The sequence below is a fragment of the Paenibacillus sp. Dod16 genome, assembly GCF_049893405.1.
Classification (GTDB): domain Bacteria; phylum Bacillota; class Bacilli; order Paenibacillales; family Paenibacillaceae; genus Paenibacillus_AQ.
Window position 1 is genome coordinate 46,758 of record NZ_JBNDYG010000031.1, and the last position, 19,885, is coordinate 66,642.

The window sequence follows — 19,885 nt, forward strand, 5'->3', positions numbered from 1 at the left end:
GGAGGAACAAACAATGCCTAAAGTAGCACTTTATAATGTCAGCGGTAGCCAAGTTGGCGAAGTAGAATTGAATGAAGCTGTATTCGGCATCGAGCCGAACGCACACGTATTGCACAGTGCAGTATTGTTGCAGCGCGCTTCGCTTCGTCGTGGTACCCACAAAGTAAAAGGACGTTCTGAAGTACGCGGCGGCGGACGTAAGCCTTGGAAACAAAAAGGTACTGGCCGTGCTCGTCAAGGTTCGATCCGTTCTCCACAATGGAAAGGCGGCGGTGTGGTATTTGGACCAACTCCGCGCAGCTACACATTTAAACTTCCTAAGAAAGTTCGTCGTTTGGCTATCAAATCCGCATTGTCTTCCAAAGTGATTGACAACGCGATTATCGTATTGGATCAATTGACGCTGAATGCGCCGAAAACGAAAGAGTTTGCTAAAATTCTTAGCAACCTGAAAGTAGGCCGTAAAGCTCTGATCGTTGCTCCAAGCTATGATGATAATGTAGCCCTTTCCGCTCGTAATATTCCTGGTGTGAAATTCGTAGCGGCTGACGGCATTAATGTTCTTGACGTACTGTCGTACGATCAACTGATCATTACGAAGGAAGCAGTTCAGAAGGTAGAGGAGGTGCTCGCGTAATGAAAGACCCACGCGATATAATCAAGCGCCCGGTGATCACGGAACGTACGGCTGACTACATGGCAGAGCTGAAATATGCTTTTGAAGTGGATATCCGTGCTAACAAGACCGAGATCAAGCAAGCTGTCGAATCTATTTTTAAAGTTAAAGTATCGAACGTGAATACGATGCGTGTTCCTGCTAAACCAAAGCGTTATGGCCGTTATTCCGGTTACACAACCGAATGGAAAAAGGCAATCGTGACTTTGGCTCCAGATAGCAAACCGCTCGAGTTCTTTGAATCGGTTGAATAAGAATTTCTTAAGTAAGGAGGGAAAATTCAGTGCCTATTAAAAAGTATAAACCGACATCCCCGGCTCGACGCAACATGTCCGTGTCGACTTTCGAAGAAATCACCACGAATCAGCCGGAGAAATCGCTCTTGGCTCCGCTGAGCAAAACAGCTGGCCGTAACAACCAAGGTAAAATTACGGTTCGTCACCATGGCGGCGGACACAAGCGTAAATACCGTATCATCGACTTCAAACGGAATAAAGACGGCATTCCAGGTCGCGTTGCTACAATCGAATACGACCCGAACCGTACTTCCAACATCGCTCTGATTCACTATGTAGATGGTGAAAAACGTTATATCATCGCTCCTAAAGGTCTGAAAGTTGGAGACCAAGTAGTATCTGGAGTAGGTGCTGACATCAAGATCGGTAACTCACTTCCACTGGAAAACATTCCGGTAGGTACCGTTATCCACAACATCGAGTTGAAACCAGGTAAAGGCGGACAATTGGTTCGTGCTGCTGGTACAGAAGCTCAACTTCTCGGTAAAGAAGATAAGTACGTAACTGTTCGTCTTTCTTCCGGTGAAGTTCGTCGCATCCTGAAAGTTTGCCGTGCAACTATCGGTTCTGTGGGTAACCAAGACCATGAGTTGATCAAAATCGGTAAAGCTGGTCGTAGCCGCTGGCTTGGACAACGTCCTGAAGTACGTGGTGTCGTCATGAACCCTAACGATCACCCTCACGGTGGTGGTGAAGGCCGCGCTCCAATCGGACGTAAATCGCCTATGTCTCCATGGGGTAAACCAACCCTTGGTTACAAAACACGTAAAAAAGGTAAAGCTTCTGACAAATATATCGTTCGCCGCCGCACGAAGTAATGCCGATTGTGCATAACTTCGTGACAGGCTCGAAGGTAACGAGACAATTTGGTGAAGGGAGGATTTCAATATGAGCCGTAGTTTGAAAAAAGGACCTTTTATTGACGGATATCTGCTCAAAAAAGTGGAGGACATGAACGCCGCAAGTAAAAAGGCTGTGATCAAAACCTGGTCCCGCCGCTCCACTATTTTCCCGCAATTTATCGGTCACACGTTCGGAGTATACGATGGCCGTAAACATGTACCTGTATATGTAACAGAGGACATGGTAGGACACAAGTTGGGTGAGTTCGCTCCAACTCGTACTTACAAAGGTCATGAAGATGATAAGAAAACAAGAAGATAATTAATGAAGCTCTTTGTTTGAGAGGAGGTTAAACATATGGAAGCAAAAGCACATGCTAGATCGATTCGTATTGCTCCTCGTAAAGCTCAACTCGTTGTTGACTTGATCCGCGGTAAGCAAGTCGGCGAAGCGATCGCAATTCTTCGTCACACTCCGAAAGCTGCATCTCCGGTTGTTGAGAAGCTTTTGAACTCGGCTATCGCTAACGCTGAGCATAACTACTCTTTGGATGTAACTAAATTGGTTGTGACGCAAGCTTATGTCAACCAGGGACCGACTATGAAACGTTTCCGCCCGCGTGCGATGGGACGTGCAAGCCGGATCAATAAACGCACCAGCCACATTACTTTGGTGGTAGCTGAAAAATAAGGAGGGAAAACGTGTGGGCCAAAAGGTAAATCCAGTAGGACTCCGTATCGGTATTATCCGTGATTGGGAATCCAAATGGTATGCAGGCAAAGACTTCGGTGATCTTTTGCTGGAAGACGTGAAAATCCGTGAATACCTGAAAAATAAATTGAAAGACTCCGCTGTATCCCGTATCGAAATCGAGAGAGCGGCTAATCGTGTGAACGTGACGATCCACACTGCGAAGCCAGGTATGGTTATCGGTAAAGGTGGTTCCGAAGTAGAAGTACTGCGCGGACAAGTGACTAAAATTGCCGGCGGTAAAAAAGTTCACATCAACATTTCTGAAATCAAAAACCCTGAACTGGACGCTATTCTTGTTGCTGAAAGCATTGCACAACAGCTGGAACGTCGTGTATCTTTCCGTCGTGCACTGAAACAAGCGATTCAAAGAACTATGCGCTCTGGAGCAAAAGGGATTAAAACATCGGTCAGCGGACGTCTTGGCGGAGCCGAGATTGCTCGTACGGAAGGCTACAGTGAAGGAACTGTTCCACTTCATACGCTTCGTGCAGACATCGACTATGGTACAGCAGAAGCGCATACGACTTACGGCCGTATCGGCGTGAAAGTATGGATCTATCGTGGAGAGGTTCTTCCTACGGCTAAGAAACAAGCTGCTCAGGAAGGAGGCAACTAATCATGTTGGTACCAAAACGTGTAAAACACCGCAAACAACAGCGCGGCCATATGAGAGGTCAAGCTAAAGGCGGTACTGAACTGAACTTCGGCGAATTCGGTCTGCAAGCAACAGAACCAGGCTGGATCACGAACCGTCAGATCGAGGCTGCTCGTATCGCGATGACTCGTTACATTCGTCGTGGCGGTAAAGTATGGATTAAGATTTTCCCAGATAAGCCGATTACTCAAAAGCCTCTCGAAGTGCGGATGGGTAGCGGTAAAGGTAACGTTGAGAAATGGGTTGCCGTTGTAAAACCAGGCAAGATCATGTTTGAACTTGGAGGCGTGTCCGAGGAAATCGCCCGCGAAGCGATGCGTCTCGCCGCTCACAAGCTGCCTGTTAAAACGAAGTTTGTGAAACGAGAAGAAGTGGGTGGTGAAGCAAATGAAAGCTAATGAACTGCGCAACTTAACCACTGCAGAAATCGAGCAAAAAATCGCCGGATTTAAAGAGGAACTCTTTAACCTCCGTTTTCAATTGGCCACAGGCCAGCTTGACAACCCGACTCGGATCCGTGACGTTCGCAAAGAAATAGCTCGTGCTAAAACCGTTATCCGTGAAAGAGAACTTGGGATTAGTTAATGAAACAGAAACTCGACGTTCTGTATTCAGGAAGGAGGCTAACAAATGAGCGAAGAACGCAATGCTCGTAAAGTGCAAATTGGTAAAGTTGTCAGCGATAAAATGGATAAAACCATTGTTGTAGCTGTTGAAACTTATAAGAAGCATGACTTGTATCACAAACGCATTAAATACACGAAAAAATTTAAAGCGCATGATGAGAACAATCAAGCTCAAATCGGAGATACCGTTAAAATCATGGAAACTCGCCCTCTCTCCAAAGACAAGCGCTGGAGATTGGTAGAAGTGGTTGAAAAAGCGGTAATCATCTAAGATATGATCAGTTTTTGATGGAAGGAGGAAATTTAAATGATTCAACCATTTACACGTTTAGCTGTTGCTGACAACTCCGGTGCGAAGGAACTGATGTGTATCCGCGTATTGGGTGGTACTGGTCGTCGTACAGCTCAAATCGGTGATTTGATCGTATGTTCCGTCAAACAAGCAACACCAGGCGGCGTTGTCAAAAAGGGTGATGTAGTAAGAGCGGTAGTCGTTCGTACGAAACGTTCTGTACGTCGTAAAGACGGATCTTACATCTCATTTGACGAGAATGCAGCTGTTGTTGTTAAGGACGACAGAAGCCCACGCGGAACTCGTATTTTCGGACCAGTTGCTCGCGAACTTCGCGAAAGAGACTACATGAAAATCGTTTCCTTGGCTCCGGAAGTAATCTAATAACACCCCAAAAAGTGACGTAACTTTTCGGGAACCCGATAAATAGTTGAACTGGCTAGTCATAGGAGGTGTAACGAATGCCTAAAGTGAAAAAAGTTCTGGAATCCCATAGCAACAAACTGCACGTGAAAAAAGATGATACAGTTATCGTCATCAGCGGTAAAGACAAAGGCAAAAAAGGCCGTGTCATCGCAGCGTACCCTCGTGAAAATCGTGTTTTGGTTGAAGGTGTGAACATGATCAAGAAGCACCAGAAGCCAAACCAAATGAACCCACAAGGCGGTATCATCGAGAAGGAAGCTCCGATCCATGTATCGAACGTTATGCACGTTGATCCGAAGAGCGGAAAAGTAACCCGTATCGGTTACAAAGTACTGGACAACGGTAAAAAAGTTCGCGTAGCTAAAAGATCCGGAGAAGTTATCGATAAATAAGACAGTTTAGAAAGGAGGTCCTTGAATCATGGCAGCAAGAATGAAAGAACGTTTTTTGAACGAAGTAACTCCTGCTCTGATGCAGAAGTTTAGCTATAAGACAGTAATGCAGGTACCAAAAATCGAGAAGGTTGTCATCAACATGGGTGTAGGTGACGCTGTAGCTAACTCGAAGGTGCTTGATTCCGCTGTGAACGACATGCAGCTGATTGCTGGTCAAAAACCGGTTATCACCCGTGCGAAGAAATCCATCGCGGGATTCAAACTGCGTGAGAACATGCCTATCGGTGTGAAGGTAACACTGCGCGGTGAGCGTATGTACTACTTCCTCGACAAGCTGTTCAACGTTACACTTCCACGTGTACGTGACTTTCAAGGCGTGTCCACCAAAGCATTTGACGGACGCGGTAACTATACGCTCGGTCTGAAAGAGCAACTCATTTTCCCTGAAATTGAGTATGACAAAGTGGATAAAGTTCGCGGTATGGACATCGTTATCGTAACGACTGCTAAAACCGACGAAGAATCCCGTGAACTGCTTGCTCAACTGGGCATGCCTTTCGCGAAATAAGACGGTTGTCCTTTTCTCCGAAACTATTTAGGAGGTGTCAGGCTAAGTGGCAAAAACTTCGATGAAAGTTAAACAACAACGTACACCGAAATACAAAGTACGGGCATATACCCGTTGTGAACGTTGTGGTCGCCCACATTCGGTACTGCAGAAGTTTAAAATTTGCAGAATTTGTTTCCGTGAATTAGCTTATAAAGGCCAGATTCCTGGCGTGAAAAAAGCAAGCTGGTAAGAAGTTTATAAACGGGAAGGAGGTTTATCCTACATGACTATGTCCGATCCAATTGCAGATATGCTAACTCGTATTCGTAACGCGAACACGGTTCGCCACGAAACAGTAGAAATGCCTGCTTCGACGATTAAAAAACAAATCGCTGACATTTTGAAGCGTGAAGGCTTCATCCGTGATGCAGAGTTTGTGGAAGACAATAAACAAGGGATCATTCGTGTATTCCTGAAATATGGTTCCAACAACGAACGTGTAATCACAGGTCTGAAAAGAATCAGCAAACCAGGTCTTCGCGTTTACACGAAGAGCAACGAAGTACCTCGCGTACTTGGTGGTTTGGGTATTGCGATCATCTCCACGTCTAAGGGAGTTATGACCGACAAAGAAGCTCGTCAATCCAAAGCTGGCGGAGAAGTTCTCTGCTACGTATGGTAATCAACGTCACAAGATAGGAGGTGTAATGAATGTCCCGTATTGGTCGTAAACCAATTGCTATTCCAAACGGTGTGGAAGTCACACTGGATAACACTGTAATCACTGTTAAAGGACCTAAAGGTACCTTGACTCGTGAACTGCATAAAGACATGCAAATTACAGTAGAAAACAACGAGATCAATGTTGTTCGTCCTTCCGACAACAAAACACATCGCTCTCTTCACGGCACGACCCGCAGCGTTGTCTCGAATATGGTCAACGGTGTAACTGAAGGATTCTCGAAAAACCTTGAGTTGGTAGGTGTCGGATACCGTGCAAGCAAATCCGGAGATAAAATCGTTCTGAACGTGGGTTACTCCCACCCAGTTGAAATTACACCGGAGCCAGGTATCGAGTTCGACGTACCGGCAAACACAAAAATCACGGTTCGCGGTATCGATAAAGAGCGCGTAGGTGCATACGCTGCTAAGATTCGTTCCGTACGTGAGCCTGAGCCATACAAAGGTAAAGGTATTAAATACGAAGGTGAACGCATTATCCGTAAGGAAGGTAAAGCTGGTAAGAAGAAATAAGTTAGCTGACCGGGGATTCACCTGGTGGATAACTTACTTCTTCTCCCATACTTACCCGATGCGTCTAAAAGTGAAGCTCTTAAGGCAAAACTGAAGGGAGGAAATGGAAGCATGATCACGAAACAAGACAAGAACAAAGCTCGTCTGAAAAGACACCTGCGTGTCCGCAAGAAAATCCAAGGCACAGCAGAACGTCCACGTCTGAACGTGTTCCGTTCTTCGAAACACATCTATGCTCAATTGATCGACGACGTGGCTGGCGTGACTTTGGCATCAGCTTCTACGCTGGATAAAGAACTGGCTAACGACATCAAGAACGGCGGAAGCGTTGAATCCGCTCGTAAAGTCGGCGAACTCGTTGCAAAACGTGCTGCAGACAAAGGTTACAAAGTGATCGTATTCGATCGTGGTGGATACTTGTATCATGGACGTATTCAAGCACTTGCAGAGGCAGCTCGCGAGGCAGGCCTTGAATTCTAAGATATTTTCAAAAGGAGGTAAACGACTTGCGTGTAGATCCTAACACTTTAGAACTGACTGAAAGAGTAGTAAACATTAACCGCGTTGCTAAAGTTGTAAAAGGCGGACGTCGCTTTAGCTTTAGTGCACTGGTAGTTGTCGGTGATGGCAAAGGTTGGGTAGGAGCAGGTATCGGTAAAGCAGGCGAAGTACCGGATGCAATCCGCAAAGGTATTGAAGATGCTAAGAAAAACCTGATTCACATTCCACTTGTTGGAACAACTATTCCTCACCTCGTAACAGGTCACTTCGGAGCAGGCCGAGTATTGTTGAAGCCGGCATCTGAAGGTACTGGGGTTATCGCTGGCGGACCGGTTCGTGCAGTACTTGAACTGGCTGGCGTAGGCGACATTTTGACAAAATCTCTAGGTTCTTCGAACTCCATGAACATGGTCAATGCGACTTTGGAAGGGTTGTCCCGCCTGAAGCGTGTTGAAGATGTTGCCAAGCTTCGCGGCAAATCCGTCGAAGAGCTGTTGGGTTAAGGAGGGAATCTCATGGCTAAACTTGAAATCACCCTCGTACGCAGCGTGATTGGTCGTCCAGAGGATCAGCGTGCAACCGTGAAAACACTCGGACTTCGCAAAATCAACCATTCCGTGGTTCAAAGCGACAATGCTGCAATTCGCGGAATGATTAAGAAAGTAAATCACCTGGTTTCTGTTAAAGAAATCGAAGGTTAATCCCGGGCAGTTTATTCCCGGACATATTAAGGAGGTGCAACGAACGATGAAGTTACATGAGCTGAGCCCAGCACCTGGATCCCGCAAAGAGCGCAAGCGCGTTGGACGCGGTACTAGTAGCGGTACGGGTAAAACGTCGGGTCGCGGTCACAAAGGACAAAACTCTCGTTCCGGCGGTGGTGTACGTCCAGGCTTCGAAGGTGGACAGAACCCATTGTATCGTCGTCTTCCGAAGCGCGGTTTCGTAAACCCAACTCGGAAAGAGTACGCGATTGTGAACATCGAAGAACTTAACAGCTTTGCAGCAGGTACTGAAGTGACTCCAGAAGTTTTGGTTGAGAGCGGTATTGTTAACAATACAAAGAGCGGAATCAAAATTCTTGGCAACGGTGAAGTTACCGTTTCTTTGACTGTAAAAGCTAATAAGTTTTCTCAATCTGCGGTAGAGAAGATCGAGGCTGCCGGCGGTAAAACCGAGGTGATCTAATGTTTAAGACCCTGAAAAATATATGGCGTGTGGATGACCTTCGCAAGCGTATTTTGTTCACCTTATTCGTTCTGATCATCTTCCGTATTGGATCCTTTGTTCCGGTTCCCGGTGTTAACAAAGATGTTTTTACCCAGACGAATCAGGCAGGCAATGAGTTGTTCGGTCTTCTTAACACGTTCTCGGGGGGCGCATTATCGCAGTTTTCGATCTTCGCCCTTTCGATATTTCCATATATTACTGCGTCCATTATCGTACAGTTGTTGTCGATGGACGTCATTCCAAAGTTTGCGGAATGGAACAAACAAGGGGAACACGGGAAGAAACAGTTGGCTCAAATTACTCGTTATGGTACGGTAATATTGGGTTTGATCCAGGCATTCGCAATGTCCATCGGGTTTAACCGTATGTATGGCATGGATATGGTTCCTGGAGCAACGTTTATCGATTTTGTTGTTATTGCGATCGTGCTTACCGCAGGTACATCATTCCTGATGTGGCTCGGCGAACAGATTACGGAACGCGGAATCGGTAACGGTATTTCGATCATTATCTTTGCAGGTATCGCTGCTGGTATCCCGATGCACATTCGGACTACGATCGAATCGAACTTCATTCAGGATGGTCAAGTGTTCATGAACATTCTGAAGGGTGTCATCATCCTACTGATTTTGGTTTTGATCATTACCGGTGTTGTATTCATTCAGCAAGGTATCCGTAAAATTCCGGTTCAATACGCGAAGCGTGTTGTAGGAAACAAAATGTACGGCGGACAGAATACACACATTCCACTCAAGATTAACGGAGCAGGCGTTATTCCGGTAATCTTTGCGATGTCACTGCTGCAGTTCCCGGTTATCCTCGCTAGCTTCTGGGGACACCAGAATTGGGCGAAATGGGTTACGGCGAATCTGGCTTATGACAGCCCGCTTGGAATGGTACTGTATGTACTCATGATCATTGGTTTCACGTTCTTCTACACTTTCGTGCAGATGAATCCGAACCAAATGGCTGATAATATGAAGAAGAACGGCGGCTATGTACCGGGCATTCGTCCTGGTAAAGCTACCGAGAAGTATCTGACCCGGGTTATGACCCGTCTGACCATGACAGGAGCTCTGTTCCTGGCCGTGATCTCCGTACTTCCGGTGTTCTTTGGATCACTTGCAGGTCTTCCGCGTACGGTTCAGATTGGTGGTACGTCCCTCTTGATCGTGGTCGGTGTTGCACTGGATACGATGAAGCAGATCGAAAGCCAACTGATCAAACGTCATTACAAAGGTTTTATCAATAAATAGGCGATAGGTTCCGGCGAGTGGTCTGTATCGCTTCCCGGCGCCTATTGTGTTGTTCTTGCTAGTCAATCAAGGGGAGGGAGTGACGTAAGGTGAACATCTTATTCATGGGTCCTCCTGGGGCAGGAAAAGGGACGCAAGCAGAAAACATCGTGAATGAATTCGGTATTCCTCATATTTCAACAGGCGATGCATTTCGTCTCGCGATCAAACAAGGAACTCCCATCGGGATTAAAGCGAAGGAATTCATGGATCAGGGTCTGCTGGTACCGGATGACGTAACGATTGGTATTGTGGAAGAGCGTCTGCAGCAGTCCGATTGCGAAAAAGGTTTTTTATTGGACGGTTTTCCAAGAACCCTTTCGCAAGCGGAAGCGCTGGATGACATTCTCGCCCGCTTGAATACTGGTCTCGATCACGTCATCAACCTGAAAGTTGATCGGGAAAAGCTTCTGGCTCGCCTTACCGGCCGCCGGATTTGCAAAAACTGTGGTTCGACTTATCATGTGATCTTTAATCCTCCTAAACAGGAAGGCATTTGTGATAAATGCGGCGGCGAATTGTACCAGCGCTCCGATGATAACGAAGAGAGCGTCGGCATTCGTTTAGACGAATATATCAACAAAACAGCACCACTCCTCACGTTTTATGAGAACAAAGGTCTTTTGCGTCAAATCGATGGTGATCAGGAAATCGACGCGGTTTCAACACAAATTGCGTCTATACTGAGAGGTTAAGTATAATGATCATTTGTAAATCCGAAACGGAACTGAGCTTGATGAGAGAAGCAGGAAGGATCGTGGCGGAATGCCACAAACTCCTTGCCGCTCATGTAGAACCGGGCATTACGACCGGGGAACTTGACCTTATGGCCGACAAGTTCATTCGAAGCCAAGGCGCTGTGCCATCTTTTAAAGGCTACAACGGATTTCCTTCCAGCATTTGCGCATCAGTCAACGAAGAATTGGTGCATGGATTTCCAGGCAAACGCAAATTAATCGAGGGCGATATCGTTACGTTTGATATCGGTGCACAGTACCAGGGTTACCATGGTGACTCGGCATGGACCTACGCTGTAGGAGAGATTTCCGAAGAGGCCCAGCGTCTGCTGGACGTAACGGAAGGATCGCTCTATGCTGGACTTGCGCTAATCAAACCCGATGTCCGCTTGTTTACAATCTCTCATGCCATACAGCGTCATATCGAGGATGCAGGTTTCTCTGTCGTCCGGGAATACGTTGGTCATGGTGTGGGTACCGATCTGCATGAGGATCCGCAAATTCCGAACTATGGCATCCCTGACCGCGGACCAAGACTCAAACCGGGCATGGTGCTCGCGATTGAGCCGATGGTCAATGCGGGTAAGCGGAACGTCAAGACGCTGGAAGACAACTGGACGGTTGTAACGGTAGACGGCTCACTATGTGCTCACTTCGAGCATACGGTAGCAGTCACGCCGGATGGCATGGAAATTTTGACGAAGCTGCCGGAATAGGGTGATAACATGAATAATGAAATCACGCTTCAGCCCGGTCAGATTGTTAAGATACTAAAAGGCAGAGATGCCGGACAGTATGCCGTTATCGTTTCGATTGAGGACAGCAGGTTCGTGTGGATCGCGGATGGGGACAAACGCAAGTTTGACGGGGCCAAGAAGAAGAATGTTCTTCATCTTGAACCTCAATCCTACATTAGCAGTGAAGTGGTAAACAGTTTGCAAGAAAGCGGTCGGGTTACAAACGGTAAACTGCGTTTCGCACTGGACCGGTTTGTATCCGATAAATCCAAGGCAGATCAGAAAGGAGACTAACTGTGGCTAAAGAAGATGTCATTGAAGTCGAAGGAACGGTCATTGAGCCGTTGCCGAATGCTACCTTTAAAGTCGAGCTGGAGAATGGTCATCAAATTCTCGCTCATGTTTCCGGAAAGCTGCGGATGCACTTTATCCGTATCCTTACAGGAGACAAAGTGGTTGTTCAACTCTCGCCGTATGATTTAACCAAAGGTCGTATCACGTACCGTAAATAGATTCAAGGTTCCCCTGGGGAATTAAGGAAAGCTGCGAAGCGGTTTTACTGACGTAAAACTCAGCAGCGGTAACAAACTACTTTAGTTTCGAAGCTGGTTTTACAACGTAAAACTTGGAGGAGGTAATTAGCATGAAGGTAAGACCTTCTGTAAAGCCTATTTGCGAAAAATGCAAAGTCATTCGCCGCAAAGGGAACGTAATGGTTATCTGTGAAAATCCGAAACACAAACAAAAACAAGGTTAAAGAAGGGGGTGTAGCGTAAAATGGCTCGTATAGCTGGTGTGGATTTGCCACGTGACAAACGCGTTGAGATCGCCTTGACTTACATTTTCGGAATCGGTAAAACGACTTCCCAGAAAGTACTGAAAGAAACTGGAATCAATGCAGACACTCGTGTCCGTGATTTGACAGAAGATGAAGTCAGCAAATTGCGCGAAACGATCGATGGTATGGTTAAGGTAGAAGGTGACCTGCGTCGTGAAATTTCCTTAAATATTAAACGTCTCACGGAGATCGGCTGCTACCGCGGTATTCGTCACCGTCGTGGATTGCCTGTTCGTGGTCAACGTACTAAAACGAATGCTCGTACACGTAAAGGTCCTCGTCGTACCGTAGCGAACAAGAAGAAATAAGAAAGGGGGATAATAGACAATGGCTAAACCAAAAAAAGTCGTACGTACTAAACGTCGTGACCGCAAAAATATTGAAAGTGGCGTGGCTCATATCCGCTCCACATTCAACAATACAATCGTAACGATTACGGATCCTCACGGAAACGCGATTTCTTGGGCAAGCTCCGGCGGCCTTGGATTTAAAGGTTCCCGTAAGTCGACCCCGTTCGCTGCGCAAATGGCTGCTGAAACAGCTGCCAAAGCGGCTATGGAACACGGTATGAAAGCGGTGGAAGTAATGGTTAAAGGTCCTGGTGCTGGTCGTGAAGCAGCAATTCGTTCTCTGCAAGCAGCAGGTCTCGAAGTCAACCTGATCAAAGACGTTACACCAATTCCACATAACGGATGCCGCCCACCAAAACGTCGTCGCGTATAATGAAGTCATCCTGTTAATGTGGTATAAATCCGTTGCAATCTGCTAATAATGGTTGTTTAGGCATACTACTACATGGATTACTGGATAAGATGACAGTTTCATATAGGAGCGACGTTTGAAGGAGGGGTACTTGCGTGATTGAAATCGAAAAGCCGAAAATTGAGACCGTTGATGTCAATGAAGATGGAACCTATGGGAAATTCGTAGTTGAGCCTCTGGAGAGAGGGTATGGCACGACGCTGGGGAACTCGCTTCGCCGCATCTTGTTATCCTCACTACCGGGAGCTGCAGTCACATCGATTCAAATCGATGGCGTGCTGCATGAATTTTCCACGATTCCGGGTGTCATGGAAGACGTGACCGAGGTCATCCTGAACCTGAAAGCTTTGTCTCTGAAAATTCATTCCGATGAAGAGAAAGTGTTCGAGATTGATGCGGAGGGTGAAGGGGTTGTTACTGCTGGTGACATCCGTGCGGATAGTGATGTGGAGATTCTGAACCCAGATCTTCATATTGCAACGCTCGGCCCTGGTGCAAGACTTCATATGCGTATTTTTGCCAGTCGCGGTCGTGGCTATGTCCAGGCGGATCGGAACAAACGCGATGACCAGCCTATCGGCGTCATTCCCGTCGATTCGATCTATACTCCGATTAGCCGTGTTAACTACGGTGTGGAAAATACGCGTGTTGGTCAAGTAACCAACTACGATAAACTGACGCTTGAAATTTGGACGGATGGCAGCATCCGCCCGGAAGAAGCTGTTAGTCTCGGCGCGAAAATCTTGACTGAGCATCTGTTCCTCTTCGTAGGTCTGACCGACGAAGCGAAGGATGCTGAGATCATGGTTGAGAAAGAAGAAGACAAGAAAGAAAAAGTGCTTGAAATGACGATCGAAGAGCTGGATCTTTCCGTTCGTTCCTACAACTGCTTGAAACGTGCCGGCATTAATACGGTACAAGAGCTGACCACGAAAACCGAAGAGGATATGATGAAAGTCCGGAACCTCGGACGCAAATCCTTGGAGGAAGTACAAGAGAAGCTTGAGGAGTTGGGCCTGGGACTTCGTACGGAAGAATAGCATAGATTCGGCTTAGCTTAGCAAAGGAGGGAAAAACACATGGCATACCAAAAGTTGGGCCGCGATTCCAGTGCGCGTAAAGCGTTGTTCCGTGACCTGGTAACCGACCTTTTCTTATATGAGCGCATTCAAACGACTGAAGCCAAAGCGAAAGAAGTTCGTTCGATCGCTGAGAAGTTGATCACAAAAGCAAAAAAAGGTGATCTTCACGCTCGTCGTCAAGTAGCTGCATTCGTGCGTCGTGAAACAGTAGACGGTGAACAAGATGCAATCCAAAAATTGTTCTCCGAAATCGCTCCTCGTTACTCCGAGCGTCCAGGCGGATACACTCGTATCCTGAAACTGGGACCTCGTCGTGGTGACGCAGCTCCAATGGTTTACTTGGAACTGGTAGATCGCGCGTAATATAGCTTTGTTCCATTGAAGTGACTGTAGTTATGTATGCCCGGCTCTGTAGATGTTTATTCTTGGAGCCATGAACGGGAAGTGGTGCGAGATATAGTCGATCATCTGGTTCGACTCGTCTCGACTACTCCATGGGCAACAATAACGGGGACCTTCTAGTCATGTGGCTGACTCGAAGGGTTCGGCTTAACATGATGAAAAGGAGCTCCTATGGGGCTCTTTTTTTGATGGATGTAGAATGTATAAGTTATCAGCGAAGCTGATGACATTCTATAAGCGAAAGAAAACTTCCGCTATACTCAGGAGGTCAGCAATGCGTAATCTTCTGATGAAGGTCAGTTACGACGGTACCGATTATAACGGCTTTCAGACCCAGCCCGGTGGCCACACGATTCAGGACTATTTGGAGGAAGCGATCCGCCGCTTGTCTGGTGAACAGCTCAAGATTACGGCTTCAGGCCGGACAGATGCTGGGGTGCATGCTCGTGCCCAAGTATTCAATTTCTACACAGCTTCTCCAATTCCCGTTGAGCGTTGGTGTATGGCATTAAACACCTGGCTGCCGGAAGATATCGTGGTTTCGGATGCGATGGAGGTACCCATGGAATTCCATTCCCGGCACGCAGCGAAACGCAAAACCTATCGTTTTACCATCAATGCTAACCAATATCCGGATCTATTCAATCGGCGGTACCAGATCCATCATCATGGGAAACTGGATATCGCAGCCATGGAGCAGGGACTTTCTCATCTGATCGGAACGCATGACTATACAACGTTTGCGTCACGGAAGTCAACGAAGCCGTCTCACGTTCGTACTATTTTTGATGCCTGGATCGAGAAGGATACGTCTATGTGCCGTCCCGGCACGAGAGATCAAGGAGTCATTCATACGTACGTATCCGGGAACGGGTTTCTGCAGCATATGGTTCGGATCATTATGGGGACGTTGATTGAGGTAGGAGAAGGCAAGCGCCATCCGGATGACATGTTGGTCATACTGGAAGCCAAAAACCGGGCAGCAGCCGGCCCGACAGCCATGGGCAAGGGCCTGATGTTATGGGAAGTGGAGTATGATATCGCCGGAAAGGACTAACCCAATGCCCGTCGATATCAGACCACGGATAAGGCGATCACATAAAGAAGAAGAAATCACTTCTGGATGTGATGGGCGACTTGTTTGAATTACACGCATGGTGTAAGGTGGAAAACCAAAAAACACTTGCGGAAGTGGGCGTAATCCTGTATTATATAAGTTGTGTTTTCTTAACGGCTCTCCCACAGCCCCGGTTAAGAAAATGCCGAATGCAAGACTGCAACACCATGACAATGCTTTAAACATGAATGAAGATAAATAATGAAAATTAATGATGATTTTCGGACGAATACAAGGAGGAACTATACATGCGTACCACCTATATGGCGAAGCCAAATGAAGTTGAGCGCAAATGGTACATCGTTGATGCCGAAGGCAAGACGCTTGGCCGTTTGGCAAGTGAAGTTGCGGCTCTGATCCGCGGCAAACATAAGCCTCAATTCACTCCACATGTTGACACAGGGGATTTCGTGGTTGTTATCAACGCCGAGAAAATCCACCTCACTGGCAAAAAGATGGAGAACAAAAAATACTATCGTCACTCCCTGCATCCAGGTGGATTGAAAGTAACTACAGCTCAAGACCTGATTGCGAAATACCCAGAGCGTGTAATCGAAAGCGCGGTTCACGGCATGCTTCCTAAAACTCGCATGGGCGAGAAAATGAAGCTGAGACTGAAAGCATATGCAGGCACAGCACATCCACATGAAGCACAAAAACCAGAAGCTTACGAACTTCGCGGTTAATTATAAAGGAGGACAGTTTCATGGCACAAGTACAATACTATGGGACAGGTCGTCGTAAACACTCGGTAGCACGTGTACGCCTCGTACCGGGTGAAGGACGCATTGTCATCAATAAACGTGATATTAATGAATACTTCGGTTTGGAAACACTCAAGCTGATCGTTAAACAACCTTTGAATCTGACAGAAACACTGGGCAAATATGACGTGCTTGTCATCGCTCACGGTGGCGGCATCTCCGGTCAAGCTGGAGCAATCCGTCACGGTATCTCCCGTGCTCTTCTGAAAGCAGATCCAGAATTCCGTCCTTCTCTGAAAAGAGCTGGATTCCTGACTCGCGACCCTCGTATGAAAGAGCGTAAGAAATACGGTCTTAAAGCAGCTCGTCGCGCGCCTCAGTTCTCCAAACGTTAATATTTGCGACTTACCAAGCCCTTGGCCATTATGGTCAAGGGCTTTTTTATGTTTAGAGAAAGCGGTTGTCCACAAAGATATTCACAGGATGGACAATTCACTCCGATTTCGTTGGCCAAATCTAGAACCGGTTGTTCACATGATGTGCACAACCTGCGAATAGATGGATGTAGATAGGGATGATCTTACATCGTTAACCACTTGACTTGATATGTAAATAGAGATATATTATTAATTGCGAATTAATTAAGTACTTAAATAATTAATATTTAATCATTAATTAAATAAGTAATTTTCGGACAAGAGAAGGGGGGGATATGGTTGGATCGCAATGAAGAGATTTTCAAGGTGTCGTCGATGTTCCGGGCACTGCTGAAGAACATTCATCAGGAATGGAACAAGTCGAGCGCCGGGAAGTACAACTTAAGCTTTCCACAATTTCAGGTGCTGTATGTATTAAAGCTGCGAGGGCCACTGAAGGTATCGGAGCTTGCCGAAGCTTTGTCTTTAACACCGCCGGCTATAACCGGCCTAACGGATAAATTGGTTGCGGAAGGATACTTGCAAAAAGAGCGTGCAGAGGATGACCGGAGAGTTGTCAACATCACACTCTTGGAACCGGGTCTAGATGTAATTAGGAAAGTGAAGAAGGATCAGAAGGAAATGATTCAGGGGTTTTTCAATTTTCTCTCTGAGGAAGACATTCAGCATTTGAGAAGAATCTTCTCCTTGATGCTGTCAAACATAGATAAAGACAATCACAACAACGGGTAGAGGTGGAGCATGGAGCATTTAACGCTTAAACGTAAAGTTTCAATTATGATTGCGATCATGGCTGCGATGTTCTTCGCAGCCATTAACCAGACGATAACGAGCACCGCAATGCCGCGGATTATCGCCATTCTTGATGGCATGGATTATTATACATGGACCATCAATATTTATTTGTTAACATCAACGATCGCAACGATATTGGTAGGTAAGCTGTCCGACATGTTCGGGCGTAAGCCGTTTATTTTGATAGGTATATTATTTTTTATGTTAGGGGCTTTCCTGACGGGTACATCAACAGACGTGTATCAATTCATTATTTATCGCGGTATTCAAGGTATAGGTGCCGGTATTATTCAATCAACCGCATTTATGTCGGTCGGGGACTTATTTCCACCGCGCGAACGTGGCAAATGGATGGGTCTGATGACCGCGGTATTCGGTTTTTCCAGTGTACTTGGCCCTACACTTGGCGGATATCTGGTCGATAACATCGAATGGCGTTGGTTATTCTGGATCTTCCTGCCGCTGGGTGTAGTAGCCTTTATCATGATTTGGACGTTGTTTCCGAAGGTTGAACGCAAGCCTGGCCAGTCCATTGACTATTTGGGTTCCTTATTCCTTACAACGTCCATCGTTCCTTTACTGCTGGCCTTTTCTTGGGCTGGTACGGAATATGCTTGGGGATCACCGCAGATTATTGGTCTCATCGCAGCTTCAGTCGTATCGGCTTTTATCTTTATCTTGGTAGAGATGAAGGCGAAGGAGCCGGTATTGCCACTTAGTTTGTTCAAAAATAGTGTCGTTACGGTTTCTAATCTGATTGGATTTTTTATGAACTTTGGTCTGATGGGTGCCATGATTTATATTTCCTTCTATGTTCAAGGTGTGCTTGGCATCTCACCAACCTATGCCGGTTATGTAACCATCCCGATGTCGATTTTCATGATGGGCACGAGTGCTATAGCAGGTCAACTCATCGCTAAAAGTGGTAAGTACAAACGGTACGCACTTCTTGGAGTTCCCATTATGATGGTCGGTATGGGCATTATGGTGTTCATGGACAACATTTGGCTTACTGTAGTTAGTACCATTATTTTTGGTATCGGTCTTGGTTTGGGTATGCCGGTATTCTCGCTGGCTACGCAGAATGCGGTACCCCACAATGAACTCGGTGTAGCAACGGCATCATCCCAGTTGTTCCGTAATCTCGGCGGCACAATCGGGATCGCGGTTATGGGAACGGTTATGTCGAATAATCTGACGAAGAATTTGAAGGAAGCACTTCAGTCGACGAATGCACCGGATTTTAGCACGGTGGATCCACAGCTGGCACAGCAGATGTTGTCCTTCGCTAATCCGCAGACACTGATGAATAAACCGCTGATTGAACAAACGCAGGCAAGTCTTCCTGCCGATGTACAGCCTTTGTTCGCGCAAATGATCGACAGTATCCGCGATGCACTTGGAAATACATTGTCCATGGTGTTCCTCACAGGTACGTTAGTCCTCGTAGTCGCGCTGCTGCTTGTGTTCTTCTTAAAGGAGATTCCGCTGCGAACGACGAATCAGGCATCCGCTCCCAAATCCGACGACTCGGAAGGGAAGAGTGCCGGCGCAGGTACTAGAGCTAAAGAGGTATCGGTGGCAACAACAGACTAAGATTGGTATTTGTTAAAATGTTTGGAAATCGAAGAGAAAGAAGACCCTTTCTGCTTATGCAGGAAGGGTTTTTTCGTTTATCATGGTAACGATTTGATGTTGACATTTATTAGGAATGTTTTATACTGTATTTAATTCATATTATTTCAGTAGGATTATCGGGATTAATATCGGGGGAGGCATCCAATCATGAATTTGCTGGAGAAAGAGGATTTGATCCGAGTGCAAGCAGAAGAGCTAGAGCATGCATCGGCTGAGGAAGTCATCGCATATGCGATCAAGACATTTCCCAATATAACGTTTGCTTGCAGCTTTGGAGCAGAAGATGTGGTATTGGTGGACATGATTCAAAAGATTAGCCCGTCGACGGATATTTTTTATCTGGATACCGATTTTCACTTCAAGGAAACGTACGAAACGCGGGATCGTATGGCCGAACGTTATGGCCTGGAATTCGTGCGGGTCTCTCCGCTCATTACGCCGGAAGAGCAAGCGGCACAGTATGGTGAAGCATTATGGAGCGTCAGCCCGAATGAGTGCTGCAACATCCGAAAGGTAGAGCCATTGACCCGGATTCTGTCTCAGTATGAGGCTTGGATTACAGGGATACGAAGAGATCAAGCCCCTACCCGGGCGAATTCGAAGAAGATTGAATATGATACCAAGTTCGGTTTGGTGAAGTTCAATCCGATCGCGGCATGGACTAGCGAGGATGTGTGGAACTATATCCGAACTAATGAGATCATCTACAACCCGCTGCATGATCAGAATTATCCGAGCATTGGCTGCGAATATTGCACACGACAGGTCATGCCAGGAGAAGACCCACGTGCTGGACGCTGGTCAGGTCATGAGAAGACGGAATGCGGACTTCATAAATAAACGA

The 19,885-nt window shown here is 46.6% G+C and carries 35 protein-coding genes; all 35 read left to right on the forward strand.

Going from position 1 to position 19,885, the window contains the following annotated elements; translation table 11 throughout:
• Positions 1-13 precede the first annotated feature (13 nt).
• The 35 genes from rplD (at position 14) to ACPV3A_RS21975 (ending at position 19,881) form a co-directional block, all read left to right on the forward strand.
• The gene (gene rplD, locus ACPV3A_RS21805) at positions 14-637 is read left to right on the forward strand and encodes a 50S ribosomal protein L4 (protein ID WP_426201091.1); all 624 of its coding nucleotides are present in this window, start codon (positions 14-16) and stop codon (positions 635-637) included.
• Complete coding sequence (gene rplW, locus ACPV3A_RS21810) at positions 637-930, forward strand: 50S ribosomal protein L23 (RefSeq protein ID WP_006212919.1); 294 nt, start codon at positions 637-639, stop codon at positions 928-930. The genes rplD and rplW overlap by 1 nt, the downstream gene beginning before the upstream one ends.
• 29 nt (positions 931-959) lie before the next feature.
• Positions 960-1,790, forward strand: coding sequence for a 50S ribosomal protein L2 (gene rplB, locus ACPV3A_RS21815; protein ID WP_076326223.1), 831 nt, complete (start codon positions 960-962; stop codon positions 1,788-1,790).
• 70 nt (positions 1,791-1,860) lie between these two features.
• Positions 1,861-2,136: a 30S ribosomal protein S19 gene (gene rpsS / locus ACPV3A_RS21820; RefSeq protein ID WP_006212917.1), complete on the forward strand. Its 276-nt coding sequence runs from the start codon at positions 1,861-1,863 to the stop codon at positions 2,134-2,136.
• A 36-nt stretch (positions 2,137-2,172) separates the two neighbouring features.
• Positions 2,173-2,505: a 50S ribosomal protein L22 gene (rplV, locus tag ACPV3A_RS21825; protein WP_015737624.1), complete on the forward strand. Its 333-nt coding sequence runs from the start codon at positions 2,173-2,175 to the stop codon at positions 2,503-2,505.
• 13 nt (positions 2,506-2,518) lie between these two features.
• Positions 2,519-3,184 (forward strand): 30S ribosomal protein S3, encoded by a 666-nt coding sequence (rpsC, locus tag ACPV3A_RS21830; RefSeq protein WP_006212915.1) that lies wholly within the window; start codon positions 2,519-2,521, stop codon positions 3,182-3,184.
• 2 nt (positions 3,185-3,186) lie between these two features.
• Entirely contained in the window at positions 3,187-3,621 is a 435-nt protein-coding gene (gene rplP, locus ACPV3A_RS21835) for a 50S ribosomal protein L16 (protein ID WP_009589221.1), read from the forward strand.
• Positions 3,611-3,808, forward strand: coding sequence for a 50S ribosomal protein L29 (rpmC, locus tag ACPV3A_RS21840; protein ID WP_007132561.1), 198 nt, complete (start codon positions 3,611-3,613; stop codon positions 3,806-3,808). Before rplP ends, rpmC begins: the two co-directional genes overlap by 11 nt.
• Before the next feature lie 45 nt (positions 3,809-3,853).
• Positions 3,854-4,120: a 30S ribosomal protein S17 gene (rpsQ, locus tag ACPV3A_RS21845; RefSeq protein WP_009589223.1), complete on the forward strand. Its 267-nt coding sequence runs from the start codon at positions 3,854-3,856 to the stop codon at positions 4,118-4,120.
• 36 nt (positions 4,121-4,156) lie between these two features.
• Positions 4,157-4,525 (forward strand): 50S ribosomal protein L14, encoded by a 369-nt coding sequence (gene rplN / locus ACPV3A_RS21850; protein ID WP_006212911.1) that lies wholly within the window; start codon positions 4,157-4,159, stop codon positions 4,523-4,525.
• A gap of 77 nt (positions 4,526-4,602) precedes the next feature.
• Complete coding sequence (rplX, locus tag ACPV3A_RS21855) at positions 4,603-4,959, forward strand: 50S ribosomal protein L24 (protein WP_006212910.1); 357 nt, start codon at positions 4,603-4,605, stop codon at positions 4,957-4,959.
• Between the two features lie 28 nt (positions 4,960-4,987).
• Positions 4,988-5,530: a 50S ribosomal protein L5 gene (gene rplE, locus ACPV3A_RS21860; protein WP_007132558.1), complete on the forward strand. Its 543-nt coding sequence runs from the start codon at positions 4,988-4,990 to the stop codon at positions 5,528-5,530.
• A gap of 46 nt (positions 5,531-5,576) precedes the next feature.
• Positions 5,577-5,762, forward strand: a complete 186-nt coding sequence (locus tag ACPV3A_RS21865) for a type Z 30S ribosomal protein S14 (RefSeq protein WP_074961883.1) — start codon at positions 5,577-5,579, stop codon at positions 5,760-5,762.
• 33 nt (positions 5,763-5,795) lie between these two features.
• On the forward strand, positions 5,796-6,194 hold the full coding sequence (gene rpsH / locus ACPV3A_RS21870; RefSeq protein WP_006212908.1) for a 30S ribosomal protein S8: 399 nt from the start codon (positions 5,796-5,798) through the stop codon (positions 6,192-6,194).
• A gap of 29 nt (positions 6,195-6,223) precedes the next feature.
• The gene (gene rplF / locus ACPV3A_RS21875) at positions 6,224-6,766 is read left to right on the forward strand and encodes a 50S ribosomal protein L6 (protein ID WP_071221018.1); all 543 of its coding nucleotides are present in this window, start codon (positions 6,224-6,226) and stop codon (positions 6,764-6,766) included.
• A 111-nt stretch (positions 6,767-6,877) separates the two neighbouring features.
• The gene (gene rplR / locus ACPV3A_RS21880; protein ID WP_071221017.1) at positions 6,878-7,246 is read left to right on the forward strand and encodes a 50S ribosomal protein L18; all 369 of its coding nucleotides are present in this window, start codon (positions 6,878-6,880) and stop codon (positions 7,244-7,246) included.
• A 26-nt stretch (positions 7,247-7,272) separates the two neighbouring features.
• Entirely contained in the window at positions 7,273-7,770 is a 498-nt protein-coding gene (gene rpsE, locus ACPV3A_RS21885; protein ID WP_009589212.1) for a 30S ribosomal protein S5, read from the forward strand.
• 12 nt (positions 7,771-7,782) lie between these two features.
• On the forward strand, positions 7,783-7,968 hold the full coding sequence (gene rpmD, locus ACPV3A_RS21890) for a 50S ribosomal protein L30 (protein WP_006212904.1): 186 nt from the start codon (positions 7,783-7,785) through the stop codon (positions 7,966-7,968).
• Between the two features lie 46 nt (positions 7,969-8,014).
• A complete protein-coding gene (rplO, locus tag ACPV3A_RS21895; protein WP_006212903.1) occupies positions 8,015-8,455 on the forward strand; it encodes a 50S ribosomal protein L15 in 441 nt (146 codons plus the stop codon).
• The gene (gene secY / locus ACPV3A_RS21900) at positions 8,455-9,753 is read left to right on the forward strand and encodes a preprotein translocase subunit SecY (RefSeq protein WP_194544703.1); all 1,299 of its coding nucleotides are present in this window, start codon (positions 8,455-8,457) and stop codon (positions 9,751-9,753) included. Before rplO ends, secY begins: the two co-directional genes overlap by 1 nt.
• A gap of 89 nt (positions 9,754-9,842) precedes the next feature.
• Entirely contained in the window at positions 9,843-10,487 is a 645-nt protein-coding gene (locus ACPV3A_RS21905; RefSeq protein ID WP_194544702.1) for an adenylate kinase, read from the forward strand.
• A gap of 5 nt (positions 10,488-10,492) precedes the next feature.
• Entirely contained in the window at positions 10,493-11,245 is a 753-nt protein-coding gene (gene map, locus ACPV3A_RS21910) for a type I methionyl aminopeptidase (RefSeq protein WP_006212900.1), read from the forward strand.
• A gap of 9 nt (positions 11,246-11,254) precedes the next feature.
• Positions 11,255-11,560, forward strand: coding sequence for a KOW domain-containing RNA-binding protein (locus tag ACPV3A_RS21915; RefSeq protein ID WP_194544701.1), 306 nt, complete (start codon positions 11,255-11,257; stop codon positions 11,558-11,560).
• Between the two features lie 2 nt (positions 11,561-11,562).
• Positions 11,563-11,778: a translation initiation factor IF-1 gene (gene infA / locus ACPV3A_RS21920; protein WP_006212898.1), complete on the forward strand. Its 216-nt coding sequence runs from the start codon at positions 11,563-11,565 to the stop codon at positions 11,776-11,778.
• Positions 11,779-11,909: 131 nt separating this feature from the next.
• Positions 11,910-12,023, forward strand: a complete 114-nt coding sequence (gene rpmJ / locus ACPV3A_RS21925; RefSeq protein WP_003333770.1) for a 50S ribosomal protein L36 — start codon at positions 11,910-11,912, stop codon at positions 12,021-12,023.
• A gap of 20 nt (positions 12,024-12,043) precedes the next feature.
• Positions 12,044-12,412: a 30S ribosomal protein S13 gene (rpsM, locus tag ACPV3A_RS21930; protein WP_006212897.1), complete on the forward strand. Its 369-nt coding sequence runs from the start codon at positions 12,044-12,046 to the stop codon at positions 12,410-12,412.
• A 19-nt stretch (positions 12,413-12,431) separates the two neighbouring features.
• Complete coding sequence (gene rpsK / locus ACPV3A_RS21935) at positions 12,432-12,827, forward strand: 30S ribosomal protein S11 (RefSeq protein WP_009589209.1); 396 nt, start codon at positions 12,432-12,434, stop codon at positions 12,825-12,827.
• Positions 12,828-12,961: 134 nt separating this feature from the next.
• Complete coding sequence (locus ACPV3A_RS21940; RefSeq protein WP_071221012.1) at positions 12,962-13,906, forward strand: DNA-directed RNA polymerase subunit alpha; 945 nt, start codon at positions 12,962-12,964, stop codon at positions 13,904-13,906.
• 39 nt (positions 13,907-13,945) lie between these two features.
• A complete protein-coding gene (gene rplQ / locus ACPV3A_RS21945) occupies positions 13,946-14,311 on the forward strand; it encodes a 50S ribosomal protein L17 (RefSeq protein ID WP_071221011.1) in 366 nt (121 codons plus the stop codon).
• Positions 14,312-14,624: 313 nt separating this feature from the next.
• A complete protein-coding gene (gene truA, locus ACPV3A_RS21950) occupies positions 14,625-15,407 on the forward strand; it encodes a tRNA pseudouridine(38-40) synthase TruA (RefSeq protein WP_194544699.1) in 783 nt (260 codons plus the stop codon).
• A gap of 308 nt (positions 15,408-15,715) precedes the next feature.
• The gene (gene rplM / locus ACPV3A_RS21955) at positions 15,716-16,153 is read left to right on the forward strand and encodes a 50S ribosomal protein L13 (protein ID WP_071221009.1); all 438 of its coding nucleotides are present in this window, start codon (positions 15,716-15,718) and stop codon (positions 16,151-16,153) included.
• Between the two features lie 20 nt (positions 16,154-16,173).
• Positions 16,174-16,566 (forward strand): 30S ribosomal protein S9, encoded by a 393-nt coding sequence (gene rpsI / locus ACPV3A_RS21960; RefSeq protein ID WP_006212891.1) that lies wholly within the window; start codon positions 16,174-16,176, stop codon positions 16,564-16,566.
• A 321-nt stretch (positions 16,567-16,887) separates the two neighbouring features.
• Positions 16,888-17,340, forward strand: coding sequence for a MarR family winged helix-turn-helix transcriptional regulator (locus ACPV3A_RS21965; protein ID WP_071221008.1), 453 nt, complete (start codon positions 16,888-16,890; stop codon positions 17,338-17,340).
• Positions 17,341-17,349: 9 nt separating this feature from the next.
• Complete coding sequence (locus ACPV3A_RS21970; RefSeq protein WP_339220143.1) at positions 17,350-18,999, forward strand: MDR family MFS transporter; 1,650 nt, start codon at positions 17,350-17,352, stop codon at positions 18,997-18,999.
• 189 nt (positions 19,000-19,188) lie between these two features.
• Positions 19,189-19,881, forward strand: a complete 693-nt coding sequence (locus ACPV3A_RS21975; RefSeq protein ID WP_194544697.1) for a phosphoadenylyl-sulfate reductase — start codon at positions 19,189-19,191, stop codon at positions 19,879-19,881.
• The last annotated feature ends 4 nt before the right edge of the window (positions 19,882-19,885 follow it).